Raw genomic sequence first — 18,342 nt, 5'->3', positions numbered from 1 at the left:
TAATAATATAAATTACGGCGTTACATGTAGTGAAGCGAAAAATAGTTTTTTAATAGTAAATAAGTTATAGATTTGCCGTCTCTTGAATTGGAGGCGGCTTTTAAAAAAATGGGACAGTAAGGACTGTCCCTATTGTTCCAAAGAGAGGAGGATTTAGAGTGAAACTATATAATACTTTAACTAGAAAAAAAGAAGAATTTATACCAATTAAAGAGGGCAAAGTAACTATGTATGTATGTGGACCTACCGTATATGATTATATTCATGTAGGTAATGCACGTCCTTTGGTAGTATTTGACACCTTGAGGCGATATTTTATATACAAAGGATATAATGTGAAATATGTGGTAAATTTTACCGATATAGATGATAAGATTATAAATAGAGCTAATAAAGAAGGGACATCAACGAGAGAGATAGCTGATAAATATATTGAAGCTTTTTTAGAAGATGCAAAGGGATTAAATCTATATGAAGAAAATACAATTCATCCTAGAGCTACAGAATTTATAGACCATATAATTAAGTTTATTGAAGGTTTAATTGAAAAAGGTGCAGCTTATAATGTAGATGGCAATGTATATTTTAATATAAATAGTGCAAAGGACTATGGAAAGTTATCTAAAAAGAATATTGACGAATTAATATCAGGAGCTCGAATAGCAGTAAATGATGAGAAAAGAAATCCACTAGATTTTGTATTATGGAAAAAAGCTAAAGAAGGAGAACCTTGGTGGGATAGTCCTTGGGGCAAGGGAAGACCTGGTTGGCATATAGAGTGTTCTGTAATGGCTAAAGTTTTATTAGGGGATACTATAGATATTCATGCTGGTGGAGAAGATCTTCAATTTCCTCACCATGAAAATGAAATTGCCCAATCAGAAACCTTAACGGGGAAACCTTTTGCAAACTACTGGCTTCATAATGGAATGCTCACGATAGAAAATCAAAAGATGAGCAAGTCCTTAGGTAATTTTTTTACAGTTAGGGATATAAAAAAGGAATTTGATTTGGAGGTACTTCGTTTCTTTTTAATATCTGCTCATTATAGAAATCCAATCAATTTTAGTAGAGAAGTGATGGAACAATTAGAGAATGCTTTAGAAAGGCTATATAATGGTAAGAAGAACTTAGAATATTTGTTGGAAAAAGGAACAGATAGAGAATTAAAGGAAGAAGATGAAGTTATACTTAAGCAGATAAATATATATAAAGCTAATTTTATAGAAAGTATGGAGGATGACTTAAATACTGCAGATGCCATAGCTAGCTTATTTGACATAGTAAAATATTCTAATACTAAATTTAATGAAAGAACTCCTAAACATGTGATACAATATACTTATGATACATTAATGGAACTATCAAATGTACTGGGAATATTATCAAAAGAGGATGAAATTTTAGAAGAAGATATAATAAAGTTAATAGAAAAAAGAACTCAGGCAAGAAAGGATAAAAATTATGAATTGGCTGATAGTATAAGAGATCAATTAAAGAAAAAAGGTATCTTATTAGAGGATACTCCTGAAGGGGTAAAATGGAAAAGAATATAGAAAGGGGGTAAAGGCTTGAAAGTAGAATTATTAAGATATACTCAAGAAGGAGAAAAATTAGTTGCTTCGGCAGCTAAATTGTGCTATTCCTCTGTGGGAATTGGAGAGATAGAGGATAATTTAGAGGGCAAAAGCATAGAAAAATTTTTAGATATGTTAATGGATTTAGGGCATGAATCCCCCATGGAGCATGTAAGTTTTACCTTTGGAGTAGAAGGGGTATCTAGAACATTAACGCACCAACTAGTTAGACACAGAATAGCCAGTTATTCACAACAATCTCAAAGATATGTAAGACTAGAACAATTTGAATATATAATACCTCCATCTATTGCAGAAAATGAACAAGCAAAAAAAATATTTATAGAAGCTATGGAAAAAGATCAACAATATTATAATAGATTAACAGATATATTGTTTAATAAATATTACAACGATTTTATAAAACAAGGAGTAGGACAAAAAGAAGCTAAACGAAAAGCGGAAAAGTTGGCTATAGAAGATGCCCGATATGTGTTTCCCAATGCTTGTGAAACTAAAATAGTGTTCACAATGAATGCCCGTTCCCTATTAAATTTCTTTAGACTTCGTACATGCAATCGAGCACAATGGGAAATAAGGAATATGGCAATGGAAATGTTAAAATTAGTCAAGGGAGTATATCCTATTTTGTTTAAACATGCAGGTCCTGCATGTTTAAAAGGAGCTTGTCCTGAAGGCAATATGACTTGTGGGAAAATACTGGAAGTTAGAGAGAGGTTTGCTAATATATAAAAGTTAAACATATATAGAAAGTAGGAATCTATCATGAAGGAGCAATATATAGTTGGAAGAAATCCTGTATTGGAAGTATTAAAAACAGGAAAAGAAATAGAGAGGATATTTGTATTAAAAGGAGAATTAAAAGGTTCCATAAATAAAATTATAGGTATAGCTAAAGATAGGGGCATACCGATACAACAGGTAGACAAATCTAAACTAGATAATATATCCAAAGGAAGCGTCCATCAAGGAGTAGCTGCTTTGATTGCTCCTTATGTATATTCTTCTGTGGATGAAATATTGCAAAAAGCTAAAAAATCAAGCCAGTCTCCTTTTATATTAATACTTGATGGAATAGAAGATCCTCATAATCTAGGAGCTATAGTTCGTACTGCTGAATGTGCTGGAGTGCATGGAGTTATAATTCCTAACAGAAGAGCTGCTCAAGTTACAGAAGGAGTTTACAAAAGTTCAGCAGGTGCAGTGGAGCATATGTTAATTGCAAAGGTTAATAATATATCTGATACAATAGAATATTTAAAAAAGAAAGATCTTTGGATATATGGTGCTGATGTAGAAGGAGAAGATTATTATAATGTAGAATTAACAGGACCTATAGCATTGGTAATAGGTAGTGAAGGTAAAGGTATATCTAGATTGGTTAAGGAAAAATGTGATTTTTTATTAAAAATCCCCATGTTTGGAGATATTGCATCATTAAACGCTTCTAATGCCGCCTCAATACTTATATATGAAGTGGTAAGACAAAATCGTGGCAGGAAAAGACAGAAAACCTAAGGAATATTTATTTGTTGATGGCTATAACATAATCAATTCCTGGGAAAACTTACGGGAGTTGAGCAATATAAGTTTAGAGGTGGCAAGGGAAGAGTTAATAGATATAATGTCTGAATATCAGCATTATTCTGGGATCAAAACAATAATAGTATTTGACGCTCATATGGTAAAAGGAAACAGTGGGAAAAGAGAAATTGTGAAAGAAGTAGAAGTTGTTTACACTAAAGAGTACGAGACAGCAGATCAATATATAGAAAAGGTATTGGATGATTTAGGGAGAATAGAAAAAATTAGAGTTGCTACTTCTGATTGGATGGAACAACAGATAGTATTAGGCAGAGGGGGTACTCGGATATCCGCTAGAGAATTGGAGTTGGAAATAAAGGGGTATAAGAGAATGATAAGACAAAAAAGGAAGATAGAGAATGAAAAAAATGATATTTTATTGGGAAAATTAGATGAAGAAACAATAGAAAAACTTAACAAGTTGATTAAAAAAAAGGAATAGCTTGACTATTCCTTTATAATTAACTATAATTTAGTTAATTATGGCAATATCTTTTATCAAATACTGGAGGGGATATGTGGTGGGATTAGGGTTGTACAAAGATTTAGATATGTCTATCTATGATGATATGAAAGATGAAGATGTAGTAGAAAGAGCTAAAACTGGAGATCCCTTAGCATTAGACTATTTAATGTCAAAATATAAAAGTTTTGTCAAATTAAAATCCAGATCTTATTTTTTAATAGGAGCAGATAATGAAGATATTATTCAAGAAGGAATGATTGGTCTTTATAAAGCTATTCGTGATTATGATAAGGACAAGCTAACTTCTTTTAAAGCTTTTGCAGAACTTTGTATAACAAGACAGATAATTACTGCAATTAAAACGGCTACAAGACAAAAACATATACCATTAAATTCTTACATATCTTTGAATAAGCCTATATATGACGAGGAATCTGATAGGACTTTATTAGATGTAATATCAGGAACGAAAGTTACTGATCCAGAGGAGTTGGTAATTAGTAGTGAAGAATTGTGTTTTATGGAAAATCAGATGGTTGAACTATTAAGTGATTTAGAATGGGATGTACTTATGGCATACCTAGAAGGGAAAACATATCAAGAGATTGCCGATGAATTGAATAGGCATGTTAAAAGTATTGATAATGCTTTACAAAGAGTAAAACGGAAATTAGAGAGGTACCTTGAATTAAGAGAAAATTAATTTGGCTATTGACAATAAAATATGTTGGTAGTAAAATATGTTACAGTGGATACAAGATGCCCATGTAGCTCAGCAGGTAGAGCACTTGCATGGTAAGCAAGAGGTCACCGGTTCGAGTCCGGTCATGGGCTCCAAAATTAACAATATAGAAACACCAGGGGCAGTTTTCTTATAATCAGTTTTATAAATTACTATGGGAAAATTTGATTTACGAAAAAATAATTAAGGAGGAATAGAAAATGGCTAAAGAAAAATTTGAAAGAACTAAACCTCATGTAAATATAGGTACAATAGGTCACGTAGACCATGGTAAAACTACATTAACAGCAGCAATAACAACAGTATTAAACAAAAGACTAGGGGCAGGGCAAGTAATGAGTTATGACAATATAGACAAAGCTCCAGAAGAAAGGGAAAGAGGAATAACTATATCTACATCTCACGTAGAATATGAAACAGAAAATCGTCACTATGCCCACGTAGACTGTCCAGGGCATGCTGACTATGTAAAGAATATGATTACAGGAGCAGCACAAATGGACGGAGCAATTCTTGTAGTATCAGCAGCAGACGGAGCGATGCCCCAAACAAGAGAGCATATATTATTAGCAAGGCAAGTAGGTGTACCAAATATAGTAGTATTTTTAAACAAAGCAGACATGGTAGACGATGAAGAATTAATTGAACTAGTAGAAATGGAAGTAAGAGAACTACTAAGCGAATATGGATTTGATGGAGATAATACGAGTGTAATAGTAGGTTCAGCACTAAAAGCTATAGAAGACCCAGAAGGTCCATGGGGAGACAAGATAATGGAACTAATGGAAGCAGTAGATAGAGACATACCAGAACCAGAAAGAGAAATAGACAAACCATTTTTAATGCCAGTAGAAGACGTATTTAGTATAACAGGAAGAGGAACAGTAGCAACAGGTAGAGTAGAAAGAGGAGTAATAAAGACAGGAGACAGTGTAGAAATAGTTGGATTAAGAGACGAACCAAGAGAAGTAGTAGTAACAGGAATAGAAATGTTTAGGAAGATACTAGATGAAGCACAAGCAGGAGATAATATAGGAGCATTGTTAAGAGGCGTACAAAGAGACGAAATAGAAAGAGGTCAAGTACTAGCAAAACCAGGAAGCATAACTCCCCATACAAAATTTGAAGCAGAAGTATACGTACTAACAAAAGAAGAAGGTGGAAGACATACTCCATTCTTTGATGGATATAGACCACAATTTTACTTTAGAACTACAGATGTAACAGGAGAAATAAGACTACAAGAAGGCGTAGAGATGGTAATGCCAGGAGACAATGCTAAATTTACCATAGAACTAATAACTCCAATAGCATTGGAAGAAGGATTAAGATTTGCTATTCGTGAAGGTGGAAGAACTGTAGGTGCTGGAGTTGTTACTAAGATAATTGAGTAATGTAGGATAAATAAAGACCAGGTCTTTTGGCTTGGTCTTTTTTAAGGTTTTAGTAAGTTAATTTTATTGGTATTATTCTTAATATCTGGATAAAATTATAAAAAAGATAAGGAAGCTAGAAGGATTTTTTTATTGACATAATTTTTAATTTGTGATAGTTTATATTAAGTAATATAGTTTATATTAGTATATTTATGCCTGACGAAAATTCAAGTTTTTATATAATTTATATTTAGCGTAGGAGGTGTAGCAAATGAGGGATAGGATTATATTAGCCTGTACCGATTGTAAGCAAAGAAATTATACTACAACTAAGAATAAAAGGAACAATACAGAGAGATTAGAGATTAGGAAGTATTGTAAGTTTTGCAAAACCCACACTGTTCATAAAGAAACTAAGTAGTAAGAATAAATAAGTAAGGATGTGAGTTTATGTCAGCTCAAACTGGTGCAAAAAAAGGGAAAATAAGCACTTATTTTAAAGGTGTTAAAGCTGAAATGAAAAAAGTTATTTGGCCAAGCAGGAAGGAACTGATAAACTATACGGTTGTAGTGGTTTTAATCAGTGTTATTGTAAGTTTAATAGTATGGGTATTAGATTTAGGGATACATCGAATATTATCATTGATTATTAAGTAGCAAGAAGGAGGGAAGGACCATTAAAGGTCCAATAATATATGGTGGATAATAATGAAAGTAGAGCAGAGCGGGAAAAAAAGGCTAAATGGTATGTGGTTCACACCTACTCTGGTTATGAAAATAAAGTAAAAGCTACCATTGAAAAAATGGTTGAAAACAGGGGAATGATTGATGACATATTTGAAGTAGTAGTGCCTACTGAAGAATATATAGATACAAAAAGTAGTAATAAAAAGATTAAAGAAAGAAAACTTTTCCCTGGATATGTTCTTATAAAAATGATAATAAATGATGTATCCTGGTATCTTGTAAGAAACACAAGAGGAGTTACAGGTTTTGTAGGTCCAGGTTCTAAGCCAGTGCCATTATCAGATGAAGAAGTAAGAGCTTTAGGAGTACAAGATGTAACATTACCATCTATAGACTTAAAAGAAGGAGATTCTGTTAAAGTAATAACAGGACCTTTTGAAAATTTCATGGGAACTGTTGATAGCATTAATTTGGAAAAGAAAAAGATTAAAGTTTATATATCCATGTTTGGCAGAGAAACCCTTGTAGAATTGGATTTTGATCAGATAGAGAGGTTATAGTATTGCTTATAAAAGCTAATAAGCTTTTTATATAGATTTAATTTAAAACCACATATAGAGAGGAATTGAGGAGGTGGAATTAATATGGCTAAAAAAGTCATAGCTGTTGTAAAATTACAGATACCAGCTGGCAAAGCTACTCCAGCACCACCTGTAGGTACTGCATTAGGACCTCATGGAGTAAATATAATGCAATTTACTAAAGAGTTTAATGCAAGAACTGCAGATCAAGCTGGAATGATTATACCAGTTATTCTTACGGTTTACCAAGATAGATCTTTTACCTTCGTTACTAAAACACCACCTGTTTCAGTATTGATAAAGAAGGCTATAGGAATTGAAAAAGGTTCTGGCGAACCTAATAAAACTAAAGTTGGTACAATTTCTAAGGATAAAGTTAAAGAAATTGCTGAGATAAAGATGCCAGATTTAAATACAACAAGTATTGAAGCTGCCATGAGTATGGTAGCTGGAACAGCCCGAAGCATGGGTGTTGTTGTAGAAGACTAATAAAATTAAAATAAGTGGGAGGATATTCCGTTACAACCACAAGGAGGTATGCGATTATGTCAAAAAGAGGGAAAAAATATCAAGAAAGCTTTAAATTAGTTGATAGAACCCGTTTATATGATGTAGAAGAAGCAATAGAATTAGTTCAAAAAACTGCTAAAGCAAATTTTGATGAAACTGTTGAATTAGCAGTAAAACTTGGAGTGGATCCTAAACATGCAGATCAACAAGTAAGAGGTGCAGTAGTGCTACCTCATGGTACAGGAAGAACTAGAACTGTTTTAGTATTTGCTAAGGGTGAAAAGGCCAAAGAAGCTGAAGAAGCAGGAGCAGATTATGTAGGTGGAGAAGAATTAGTAGAAAAGATTCAAAATGAAAACTGGCTTGATTTTGATGTTGTAGTTGCTACACCTGATATGATGGGAGTGGTAGGTAAAATTGGTAGAATCCTTGGTCCCAAAGGGCTTATGCCTAATCCAAAATCAGGAACAGTTACATTTGATGTAGGAAAAGCAGTAAAAGAAATTAAAGCTGGTAAAGTTGAATATAGAGTTGATAAATCAGGTATAATACATGTGCCAATAGGAAAAGTTTCTTTTGGCATAGAAAAATTAAAAGAAAATTTTGCTACTATAATGGAGGAAATAATTAAAGCTAGACCAGCTGCTACAAAAGGTAGATATTTAAGAAGTATTACCCTATCAAGCACTATGGGGCCTGGTATAAAGGTTAATCCACAGCAATTAGTTGATAAATTTGTTGTAAAAAAAGAAAAATAAATTGTTGACAGAAACTATATTTATTGATATAATCTTTTTTGTTAATTAAATAGGCACCGTAGACAGTAGGAACCTATTGGTTTAAAATTATCCTACCGAGGTGAGATCGGAAATAAATTATTTTGAGATTAAAGGTCTCTCCATGTCTACGGAGAGACCTTTATTTGTTATAGCCTTTGGGAGGTGAAGTTATTGAAGGAGAAGGTTTTAGAAGAAAAGAAAAAAATAGTTGATGAAATAACTGAAAAAATTAATAAAGCTCAAGGCATGGTACTTGTAGATTATAGAGGGTTAAAAGTAGATGAAGTAACAGAATTAAGAAATAAATACAGAGAGGCTGGAGTTGATTATAAGGTATATAAAAATACCATGATGAGATTTGCATTTAAAGAGGCAGGTCTAGAAGAGTTTAATCAATATTTAACTGGACCAAATGCAATTGCATTTGGTTTTGAAGACCCAGTACAGGTAGCTAAAATTACTCATGAATTTGCAAAAAAACATAAGGAACTTGAAATTAAAGCAGGCATAATAGATGGTAAGATAATAAATGTAGATGAAGTTAAGAATTTAGCAAGCTTACCATCAAAAGAAATTCTTATAGCACAAGTATTAGGCGGATTAAATGCACCTATAGCAGGATTTGCTAATGTTTTACAAGGTACAATTAGAAAACTTGTATATGCATTAGATGCTATAAGAGAAAAACAAGAAGCACAAGGAGCTTAAAACTTAAAATTGAAAATATTTGGAGGGATATAAAAATGGCAAGTGAAAAAGTATTAAATTTAATTGAAGAAGTAAAGAGTTTAACAGTATTAGAGTTATCTGAATTAGTAAAGGCTTTAGAAGAAGAATTTGGAGTTAGTGCTCAAGCACCAGTTGCAACTGTAGCAGCACCAGCAGCAGGTGGAGGAGAAGCTCAAGAAGAAGAAAAGACAGAATTTGATGTTATATTGAAAGGACCAGGACAAGAAAAAATAAAAGTTATTAAAGCTGTTAGAGATATAACTGGTTTAGGATTAAAAGAAGCTAAAGATTTAGTAGACAATGCACCAAAACCAATTAAAGAAGGAATTGCAAAAGAAGAAGCAGAAGAATTAAAATCCAAACTAGAAGAAGTTGGTGCAGAAGTAGAATTAAAATAATTGATTATTAATATAAAAAAGGCTTTCAAGAAATGAGAGCCTTTTTTATATGATTTAAAAAAACACTTGACATAAAAACTACAGTATGGTAATGTATATAGATGCTATAATAAACGAAACTATGTGCCTTTCTGTATAAAACATCACTGATATGTCAATATTATAATATATTTACTTTGGCAATTTCCAAAAGTATTATATGCTTTTGGGTATTTTAGTTTAATAAGGGGTGAATTATTAATGGTACATCCTGTTAGATACGGAAAACGAGTCAGGATGAGTTATTCACGTATCAATGAAGTATTAGATCTGCCAGATTTAATAGAAGTTCAAAAAAGTTCATATGAATGGTTCCTAAAAGAGGGGTTAAGAGAAGTATTTGAAGATATTTCCCCCATACAGGACTATACGGGCAATTTAATTTTAGAATTTGTAGATTACTATATCGATGAAAACGAACCTAAATATAGCGAAGATGAAGCAAGAGAAAGAGATGCTAATTATTCAGCACCTTTAAAAGCAAAGGTTCGGCTTATAAACAAGGAAACAGGAGAAATAAAGGAACAAGAAGTATTTATGGGAGATTTCCCACTGATGACAGAGAAGGGAACCTTTATAATTAATGGAGCAGAAAGAGTTGTGGTAAGTCAATTAGTAAGATCTCCAGGAGTATATTATTCTGAAGAAATTGATAAAACAGGTCAAAAACTTTATTCTGCAACAGTTATCCCTAATAGAGGAACTTGGTTGGAATATGAAACAGATTCTAATAGCATAGTTCATGTTAGAATTGATAGAACACGAAAACTTACTATTACTACTTTATTGAGAGCATTGGGACTTAAAACAGATGCAGACATAATAGATATTTTAGGAGAAACAGAAGAAGTTTTAAAGACATTGGAAAAAGATAATACTAATACAGAAGAGGAAGCTTTAATTGAAATATATAAAAGATTGAGACCAGGAGAACCTCCTACAGTGGAAAATGCTAAATCTTTGTTAGATAGTTTATTTTTTGAACCTAGAAGATATGATTTAGCAAAAGTAGGGCGCTATAAATTTAATAAAAAATTGGCATTACGTAATAGAATAATAGGAAGAATAGCTGCGGAAGATATTTCTGATCCAGAAACAGGAGAATTGTTTGTAGCTAAGGGTGAGAAAATTACAAGAGAAAAAGCTATAGCTATTGAAAATAGTGGAATTAACAAAGTAGATATTCAGGTAAACAACGACAAAATTGTTCGTGTAATAGGGAATCACTTTGTTGATGGAAAAGCTTTCAATTTACCTTTTTCATTGGAAGAATTAGGTTTAAAAGAAAAGGTATATTATCCAATTATGAAAGAATTAGTAGAAACTTATAATGATCCAGAAGAATTAAAAGAAGCTATAAGAGATAGAAACAGAGAATTATCACCAAAGCATATAATTAAAGACGATATAATTGCAAGCATAAATTATCAGTTTAACCTATTCAGTGAAGTAGGGATGACTGATGATATAGATCATTTAGGCAATAGAAGAGTTCGTTCTGTAGGGGAATTGTTACAAAACCAATTTAGAATAGGTTTATCGAGAATGGAAAGGGTTGTAAGAGAAAGGATGACTATACAGGATGTAGATGTAGCTACTCCTCAAGCCCTTATAAATATAAGACCAGTTGTAGCAGCTATAAAAGAATTTTTTGGTAGCAGTCAATTATCTCAATTTATGGATCAAACAAATCCTTTAGCAGAGTTAACTCATAAAAGACGTTTATCAGCTTTAGGACCTGGAGGTTTAAGTCGAGAAGGAGCTGGATTTGAAGTAAGAGACGTCCATCATTCTCATTATGGTAGGATGTGTCCAATTGAAACTCCAGAAGGTCCTAATATTGGATTGATAACTTCATTAACTACTTATGCTAGAATTAACGAATATGGATTTATAGAAGCTCCTTATAGGAAAGTGGATAAAGAAAGAGGAGTTGTTTTAGATACTGTTGAATATTTAACTGCTGATGAAGAAGATGAGTTTGTAAAAGCTCAATCTAATGAGCCTTTAGATGAAGAAGGAAGGTTTATAAACCAAAGGGTAGTAGCTCGAGGGAAAAATGGAGTAATAGACATATATCCTGCTAGTGAAGTGGACTATATGGACGTTTCCCCTAAGCAAATTGTATCTGTTGGTACAGCTATGATTCCATTTTTGGAAAATGATGATGCTAACAGGGCATTAATGGGTGCAAATATGCAACGTCAAGCTGTACCACTTTTAAAAGCTGAAGCACCAATAATAGGTACGGGAATTGAATATAAAGCTGCAAGAGATTCTGGAGTGGTTATAATAGCTAGAAATTCAGGAACTGTAGTAAAGGTAAGTTCTGAGGAAATACTAATTGAAAGAGATGAAGATGGGCAAATAGATCGCTATAAGCTTTTAAAATTCAAACGTTCTAATCAAGGTACTACCATAAATCAAAGGCCAATAGTAGCAAAAGGTGAAAAAGTAGAAAAAGGTCAAGTTATTGCAGATGGTCCTAGTACAGATTTAGGAGAAATTGCGCTAGGGAAAAATTTACTAGTGGCTTTTATGACTTGGGAAGGATATAACTATGAAGATGCTATACTGATAAATGAAAAATTGGTAATTGAGGATACTTTAACTTCTATTCATATAGAAGAATATGAATCAGAAGCTAGAGATACCAAATTAGGTCCAGAGGAGATTACACGGGATATTCCCAATGTTGGCGATGATATGCTAAAAGATTTAGATGAAAGAGGGATTGTAAGGATTGGAGCAGAAGTAAAAGCTGGTGATATATTGGTAGGAAAGGTTACTCCTAAAGGGGAAACAGAGCTTACTGCTGAAGAAAGGCTCCTAAGAGCTATATTTGGTGAAAAAGCTAGAGAAGTTAGGGATACTTCTCTAAAGGTCCCCCATGGAGAGTCAGGAATAGTGGTAGATGTAAAGATATTTTCAAGAGAAAATGGCGATGAATTATCCCCTGGTGTAAATCAAATGGTTAGAGTTTATGTAGCAACTAAGAGAAAAATAAGCGTAGGGGATAAAATGTGTGGACGTCATGGTAATAAAGGAGTAATATCTAGGATATTGCCTGAAGAAGATATGCCTTATTTACCAGATGGGACACCAGTAGAAATAGTGCTAAATCCATTAGGAGTACCTTCCCGTATGAATTTAGGGCAAGTATTGGAAGTTCATTTAGGATTAGCTGCAAAGAAACTAGGCTGGCATGTAGCTACACCTGTATTTGATGGAGCTAGCGATCAAGAGATAATGGAAGCTCTAAGAATGGCAGGATATCCTGAAAGTGGTAAAATCGAACTTAGAGATGGAAGAACAGGAGAAAAACTAAATAATCCTGTTACTGTAGGTTATATGTATATGCTGAAACTTCATCACTTAGTTGATGATAAAATTCATGCTAGATCTACTGGACCTTATTCTCTTGTAACGCAACAGCCCCTTGGAGGTAAAGCTCAATTTGGAGGACAAAGATTTGGGGAAATGGAAGTGTGGGCATTGGAAGCTTATGGAGCAGCTCATACATTACAAGAGATGTTGACTGTAAAATCTGACGATGTAATAGGCAGGGTTAAAACTTATGAAGCTATTGTAAAAGGGGACAATATTCCTGAGCCAGGAGTACCAGAATCTTTTAAAGTTTTGGTAAAAGAGTTACAAAGTTTAGCATTAGATGTAAAATTATTAACTGAAGAAGATGATGAAATAGAGATTAAAGAATCCATAGATGATGATATAGATGATTTGGACTTAATGAGTGATGAATTAATTGATAATAGTCTAGATGATGAAGATGACGACTACGAAGAGCTAGATTAAATTATTAATTAAGAAGTTTTAAAGAATTTTTATAAACTTATTATAGAAAGGAGAGAAAGCTCCTTGTTTGAATTAAATACATTTGATGCAATTAAAATTGGTCTTGCATCTCCAGAAAAGATAAGACAGTGGTCAAGAGGAGAAGTAAAAAAACCTGAAACTATAAATTATAGAACATTAAAACCTGAAAAAGAAGGACTATTTTGCGAGAAGATATTTGGACCTACAAAGGATTGGGAATGCCATTGTGGCAAATATAAAAGAATTAGATATAAAGGCGTTGTTTGTGATCGATGTGGAGTAGAAGTTACAAAAGCCAAAGTAAGACGTGAAAGAATGGGGCATATTGAATTAGCAGCCCCTGTATCTCATATATGGTATTTTAAGGGTATTCCTAGTAGGATGGGCCTTGTATTGGATATGTCTCCCAGATCTTTGGAGAAGGTTTTATATTTTGCATCCTATATTGTAACAGATAGTGGGGATACTCCGCTTTATGAAAAACAGCTTTTATCTGAACCAGAATATAGGGAAGCAAAAGAAAAATATGGAAATAATTTTAAAGCTAAAATGGGAGCAGAAGCTATAAAAGAACTTTTAGCAAAGATAGATTTAGATGAAGAAGCAAAGGATTTAAGGCTACAATTAAAGGATGCAACAGGACAAAAAAGAGTAAGGATAATAAGAAGACTTGAAGTAATAGAAGCATTTAGACAATCAGGAAATAAACCTGAATGGATGATATTAGATGTAATACCAGTTATTCCACCAGATTTAAGACCTATGGTTCAGTTAGACGGAGGCAGATTTGCTACTTCAGATTTAAATGATTTATATAGAAGAGTTATAAATAGAAATAATAGATTAAAAAGATTATTGGATTTAGGAGCACCTGATATAATAGTAAGAAATGAAAAGAGGATGCTTCAAGAAGCAGTAGATGCACTAATAGACAACGGAAGAAGAGGTAGACCTGTTACAGGATCAGGAAACAGACCATTAAAATCCCTATCAGATATGCTAAAGGGTAAGCAAGGTAGATTTAGACAAAACTTATTAGGCAAGAGAGTAGATTATTCTGGACGTTCTGTAATAGTTATTGGACCAGAACTTAAATTTTATCAATGTGGATTACCTAAGAAGATGGCATTAGAATTATTTAAGCCTTTTGTTATGAAAAAATTAGTAGAAGAAGAATATGCACACAATATAAAATCAGCAAAACGCATGGTTGAAAGAATGAAACCAGAAGTATGGGATGTATTAGATGAAGTAATAAGGGATCATCCTGTTCTATTAAATAGGGCACCTACTCTTCATAGATTAGGGATTCAAGCTTTTGAGCCTGTATTGGTAGAAGGTAAAGCTATAAAATTGCATCCTTTAGTTTGTACTGCTTATAATGCTGATTTTGATGGAGATCAAATGGCTGTTCATGTACCTTTATCTATGGAAGCTCAAGCGGAAGCAAGATTATTAATGTTATCAGTAAACAATATATTGGCTCCAAAGGATGGAAGACCTATCACTACTCCAACTCAGGATATGGTTTTAGGCAGTTATTATTTAACAGCAGAAAATCCTGGAGAAAAAGGAGAAGGGAAAATATTCAAAGATTATGATGAATTGTTACATGCTTATTTTAATGGTGATGTAAGTATACATGCAAAGGTTAAAGTAAGGAAAAAATTAAATGAAGAAGATAGAGGACGTATTATAGAAAGCACTGTAGGAAGATTTATATTTAATGAACATATACCTCAAGATTTAGGATTTGTAGATAGAGAAAAGGATCCTTATTCTTTAGAAATAGATAGATTAGTAGATAAAAAAGCGTTAGGGGATATAGTAGAACGATGTTATAGAAAACATGGGAATATAGTAACTGCAGAAGTATTAGATCACATAAAGAAAATAGGATTTCATTATTCCACTATAGGTGCTATAACTATAAGTATGGATGACATTATAGTACCTGAAGAAAAAGAAAAATTACTAGAAAAAGCAGAAGAAGAGGTAGATAAATTTGAAAGATCCTATAGAAGAGGGCTTATATCTGATGAAGAAAGATATGAGAGAGTAATTGAAATATGGAATAGAACTACTGACAAAGTTTCAGAAGCGTTGATGGATGGGCTAGATCATATGAATAATATATATATAATGGCTCATTCAGGTGCTAGAGGTAGTAAAAATCAAATTAGGCAATTAGGTGGTATGAGAGGACTTATGGCCAGTGCGTCCGGAGAAACTATAGAAGTTCCTATAAAATCCAACTTTAGAGAAGGATTAGATGTATTGGAGTTTTTTATCTCAACTCACGGTTCAAGAAAAGGGTTAGCAGATACAGCCCTTAGAACAGCAGACTCTGGCTACTTAACTAGACGATTGGTAGATGTAAGTCAAGACGTAATTGTGAGAGAAGAAGACTGTGGAACAGAACAATATATAGTAGCTAAAGATTTTAGAGATGGGAATGAAATTATAGAAGAATTAAAGGATAGAATTGTAGGAAGATTTGTAGTAGAAGATGTAGTTGATCCAAATACTAATGAGATAATAATTAAAAAAGGTGAAATGATTACAGAAAGTATAGCAGAACGAATAGATAAAGCAGGTATAAAAGAAGTAAAGGTTAGATCTGTACTAACATGTAAAACACGTCATGGTGTTTGTGCAAAATGTTATGGAAGAGATTTAGCTACTGGATATCCAGTACATGTAGGAGAAGCAGTAGGAACCATAGCTGCTCAATCCATAGGTGAACCTGGTACACAGCTTACAATGCGTACTTTCCATACTGGAGGAGTAGCAGGGGCTGATATTACACAAGGTTTACCAAGGGTTGAAGAGTTATTTGAAGCAAGAAAACCAAAGGGATTAGCAGTTATATCTGAAATATCAGGAGAAGTAAGCATAAATGAAACTAAAAAGAAAAAGGAGGTTATTATAACCTCTAATGATGGAGATACTAAAACGTACAGCATTCCTTATGGTTCAAGATTAAAGGTAAGAGATGGAGATTTTGTTGAAGCAGGAGATGAAATAACGGAAGGATCAGTAAATCCTCACGATATATTAAAAATTAAGGGAGTACAAGGGGTACAAAACTATTTAGTAAGAGAAGTACAAAGAGTTTATAGATTACAAGGAGTAGATATAGACGATAAGCATATTGAAATAATTGTTAGGCAGATGCTAAGTAAAGTAAGAGTAGAAGACCCGGGAGATACAGATCTACTGCCTGGAAGCTTAGTTAATTTGCACGAATTTGAAGATGTAAACAAAGAGATTTCAGAAGCAGGAGGTAAACCTGCTATAGGTAGAAGGGCACTTTTAGGGATAACCAAAGCTTCATTAGCAACAGAATCCTTTTTATCTGCTGCATCTTTCCAAGAAACCACTAGAGTATTAACAGAAGCAGCTATTAAAGGTAAAGTAGATAAACTTATGGGACTAAAGGAGAATGTAATAATTGGGAAACTTATCCCTGCAGGTACTGGAATGAAAAGATATAAAAATATAGAAGTGGTATATGCAGAAGATGAAGATAAAGATGCAGATAAACAAGAAAACATAGAAGAAGATGAAAAAATAGAACTTATAGATAAAATTGATGTTGACAGTCAAAATATCTGATGGTAAAATGTATAAGTGCATTAATTGAGAGTGGACTCTTTGATAACATAAAGATTATGTGAACAGTGACTGTTCACATAATCTTTAAAAATGTTTAAAGGAGGAGGAAACTTATATATGTTAGATAAGCTTAATACTAATAATAAAGTAGTGGGTACTAAGCAAGTTAAAAGAGCATTATCTAATGGAGATGCAGAAATAGTGTATGTAGCCAAAGATGCAGATAAAAGAATAGTAGAAGATATAATTAAAGCTTGTGAAGAAAAGGAAGTTGAATTAGTATATGTATCTTCCATGAAAGAATTAGGTAAGGCTTGTAAAATAGATGTTAGTGCAGCAAGTGCTGCATTATTAAAATAAAATTTAAGTATAGAAGGAGGTGCAATTATGCCAACAATCAATCAATTGATTAGAAAAGGTAGGAAAAAGGTTGAATACAAATCCAAATCTCCTGCACTAGGTGTAAATTACAATTCATTAAAAAAGACTACTACTACTGTACATTCACCACAAAAAAGAGGAGTTTGTACAGCTGTTAGAACTGTTACACCTAGAAAACCTAATTCGGCTTTAAGAAAAGTAGCTAGAGTTAGGCTTACCAATGGTGTTGAGGTAAATGTTTATATACCTGGAGAAGGACATAATCTACAGGAACATAGTGTTGTTTTAGTAAGAGGTGGTAGAGTTAAAGACCTCCCAGGAGTTAGATATCATGTGGTAAGAGGTACTTTAGATGCAGCAGGAGTAGAAGGAAGAATGCAATCTAGATCCAAGTATGGGGCTAAAAAGCCTAAAAAATAATTGTGCTGAAATGCAATGGAATTATTCCAAATTTATATATATGCATTTATGTGCACAACGGCAGAATATTCACTGTCGAGTACCAATGAATATACTTTATATAGTTAAGGAGGGAAGTTGAGTGCCAAGAAAAGGTTATGTAGAGAAAAGAGAAGTAATGCCAGATCCAATATATAATGATATAGTTGTAACAAAACTTATCAATAATGTGATGCTTGATGGTAAGAAAGGTCTTGCTCAAAACATTGTTTATGGAGCTTTTGATTATATACAAGAAAAAACTGGCGAAGATCCCCTTGAAGTATTTTATAAGGCTTTAAACAATGTAATGCCAATATTAGAAGTTAAAGGAAGACGTATTGGTGGGGCAACCTATCAAGTTCCAGTAGAAGTTAGACCTGAAAGAAGAGAAACATTAGGTTTGCGTTGGCTTGTTCGTTATGCTAGATTAAGAGGAGAAAAGACTATGGTAGAAAGACTTGCTAAAGAAATAATGGATGCATCTAACAATACTGGTGGAAGTGTTAAAAAACGAGAAGAAGTTCATAAGATGGCTGAAGCAAATAAGGCATTCGCACATTATAGATGGTAATAAAT

General features: G+C 33.0%; 18 protein-coding genes, 1 tRNA gene and 1 other annotated feature. All 19 genes read left to right on the top strand.

Going from position 1 to position 18,342, the window contains the following annotated elements; all coding sequences use genetic code 11:
- Positions 1-158 precede the first annotated feature (158 nt).
- The 19 genes from cysS (at position 159) to rpsG (ending at position 18,337) form a co-directional block, all read left to right on the top strand.
- Positions 159-1,556: a cysteine--tRNA ligase gene (gene cysS, locus JL105_RS09620; RefSeq protein WP_132028466.1), complete on the top strand. Its 1,398-nt coding sequence runs from the start codon at positions 159-161 to the stop codon at positions 1,554-1,556.
- A 15-nt stretch (positions 1,557-1,571) separates the two neighbouring features.
- Entirely contained in the window at positions 1,572-2,330 is a 759-nt protein-coding gene (thyX, locus tag JL105_RS09615) for an FAD-dependent thymidylate synthase (RefSeq protein ID WP_132028469.1), read from the top strand.
- 33 nt (positions 2,331-2,363) lie between these two features.
- Positions 2,364-3,116: a 23S rRNA (guanosine(2251)-2'-O)-methyltransferase RlmB gene (gene rlmB, locus JL105_RS09610; protein ID WP_132028472.1), complete on the top strand. Its 753-nt coding sequence runs from the start codon at positions 2,364-2,366 to the stop codon at positions 3,114-3,116.
- Positions 3,091-3,624: an NYN domain-containing protein gene (locus JL105_RS09605; protein ID WP_132028474.1), complete on the top strand. Its 534-nt coding sequence runs from the start codon at positions 3,091-3,093 to the stop codon at positions 3,622-3,624. The genes rlmB and JL105_RS09605 overlap by 26 nt, the downstream gene beginning before the upstream one ends.
- Before the next feature lie 79 nt (positions 3,625-3,703).
- On the top strand, positions 3,704-4,351 hold the full coding sequence (gene sigH / locus JL105_RS09600; RefSeq protein WP_202690504.1) for an RNA polymerase sporulation sigma factor SigH: 648 nt from the start codon (positions 3,704-3,706) through the stop codon (positions 4,349-4,351).
- Positions 4,352-4,409: 58 nt separating this feature from the next.
- Positions 4,410-4,485: transfer RNA gene (locus tag JL105_RS09595), tRNA-Thr, on the top strand.
- 105 nt (positions 4,486-4,590) lie between these two features.
- Positions 4,591-5,784 carry an elongation factor Tu gene (tuf, locus tag JL105_RS09590; protein WP_202690503.1) on the top strand — a complete coding sequence of 398 codons (1,194 nt, stop codon included), beginning with the start codon at positions 4,591-4,593 and terminating at the stop codon, positions 5,782-5,784.
- Positions 5,785-6,037: 253 nt separating this feature from the next.
- On the top strand, positions 6,038-6,187 hold the full coding sequence (gene rpmG / locus JL105_RS09585) for a 50S ribosomal protein L33 (RefSeq protein ID WP_132029636.1): 150 nt from the start codon (positions 6,038-6,040) through the stop codon (positions 6,185-6,187).
- Positions 6,188-6,216: 29 nt separating this feature from the next.
- Positions 6,217-6,423 (top strand): preprotein translocase subunit SecE, encoded by a 207-nt coding sequence (secE, locus tag JL105_RS09580; protein WP_132029638.1) that lies wholly within the window; start codon positions 6,217-6,219, stop codon positions 6,421-6,423.
- A 38-nt stretch (positions 6,424-6,461) separates the two neighbouring features.
- Entirely contained in the window at positions 6,462-7,013 is a 552-nt protein-coding gene (gene nusG / locus JL105_RS09575; protein WP_132029640.1) for a transcription termination/antitermination protein NusG, read from the top strand.
- 84 nt (positions 7,014-7,097) lie between these two features.
- Positions 7,098-7,523, top strand: coding sequence for a 50S ribosomal protein L11 (gene rplK, locus JL105_RS09570; RefSeq protein ID WP_132029642.1), 426 nt, complete (start codon positions 7,098-7,100; stop codon positions 7,521-7,523).
- Between the two features lie 56 nt (positions 7,524-7,579).
- On the top strand, positions 7,580-8,302 hold the full coding sequence (gene rplA / locus JL105_RS09565; protein WP_132029644.1) for a 50S ribosomal protein L1: 723 nt from the start codon (positions 7,580-7,582) through the stop codon (positions 8,300-8,302).
- Positions 8,303-8,340: 38 nt separating this feature from the next.
- Positions 8,341-8,476, top strand: a sequence feature (ribosomal protein L10 leader region).
- 18 nt (positions 8,477-8,494) lie between these two features.
- On the top strand, positions 8,495-9,031 hold the full coding sequence (rplJ, locus tag JL105_RS09560) for a 50S ribosomal protein L10 (RefSeq protein ID WP_132029646.1): 537 nt from the start codon (positions 8,495-8,497) through the stop codon (positions 9,029-9,031).
- Positions 9,032-9,066: 35 nt separating this feature from the next.
- Positions 9,067-9,450, top strand: a complete 384-nt coding sequence (rplL, locus tag JL105_RS09555) for a 50S ribosomal protein L7/L12 (protein WP_132029647.1) — start codon at positions 9,067-9,069, stop codon at positions 9,448-9,450.
- Between the two features lie 240 nt (positions 9,451-9,690).
- A complete protein-coding gene (gene rpoB, locus JL105_RS09550) occupies positions 9,691-13,305 on the top strand; it encodes a DNA-directed RNA polymerase subunit beta (protein WP_202690502.1) in 3,615 nt (1,204 codons plus the stop codon).
- A 63-nt stretch (positions 13,306-13,368) separates the two neighbouring features.
- A complete protein-coding gene (rpoC, locus tag JL105_RS09545) occupies positions 13,369-16,944 on the top strand; it encodes a DNA-directed RNA polymerase subunit beta' (RefSeq protein ID WP_132029651.1) in 3,576 nt (1,191 codons plus the stop codon).
- 117 nt (positions 16,945-17,061) lie between these two features.
- Positions 17,062-17,304 carry a ribosomal L7Ae/L30e/S12e/Gadd45 family protein gene (locus JL105_RS09540; RefSeq protein WP_132029653.1) on the top strand — a complete coding sequence of 81 codons (243 nt, stop codon included), beginning with the start codon at positions 17,062-17,064 and terminating at the stop codon, positions 17,302-17,304.
- A gap of 27 nt (positions 17,305-17,331) precedes the next feature.
- Positions 17,332-17,745, top strand: a complete 414-nt coding sequence (gene rpsL / locus JL105_RS09535; RefSeq protein ID WP_132029655.1) for a 30S ribosomal protein S12 — start codon at positions 17,332-17,334, stop codon at positions 17,743-17,745.
- A gap of 121 nt (positions 17,746-17,866) precedes the next feature.
- Positions 17,867-18,337 carry a 30S ribosomal protein S7 gene (rpsG, locus tag JL105_RS09530; RefSeq protein ID WP_132029657.1) on the top strand — a complete coding sequence of 157 codons (471 nt, stop codon included), beginning with the start codon at positions 17,867-17,869 and terminating at the stop codon, positions 18,335-18,337.
- Positions 18,338-18,342: the final 5 nt, after the last annotated feature.

This window comes from Keratinibaculum paraultunense, assembly GCF_016767175.1.
Classification (GTDB): Bacteria; Bacillota; Clostridia; order Tissierellales; family Tepidimicrobiaceae; genus Keratinibaculum; species Keratinibaculum paraultunense.
Note: the sequence above shows the minus strand (reverse complement) of the source record. Positions and strands in the feature narration are given on the sequence as shown.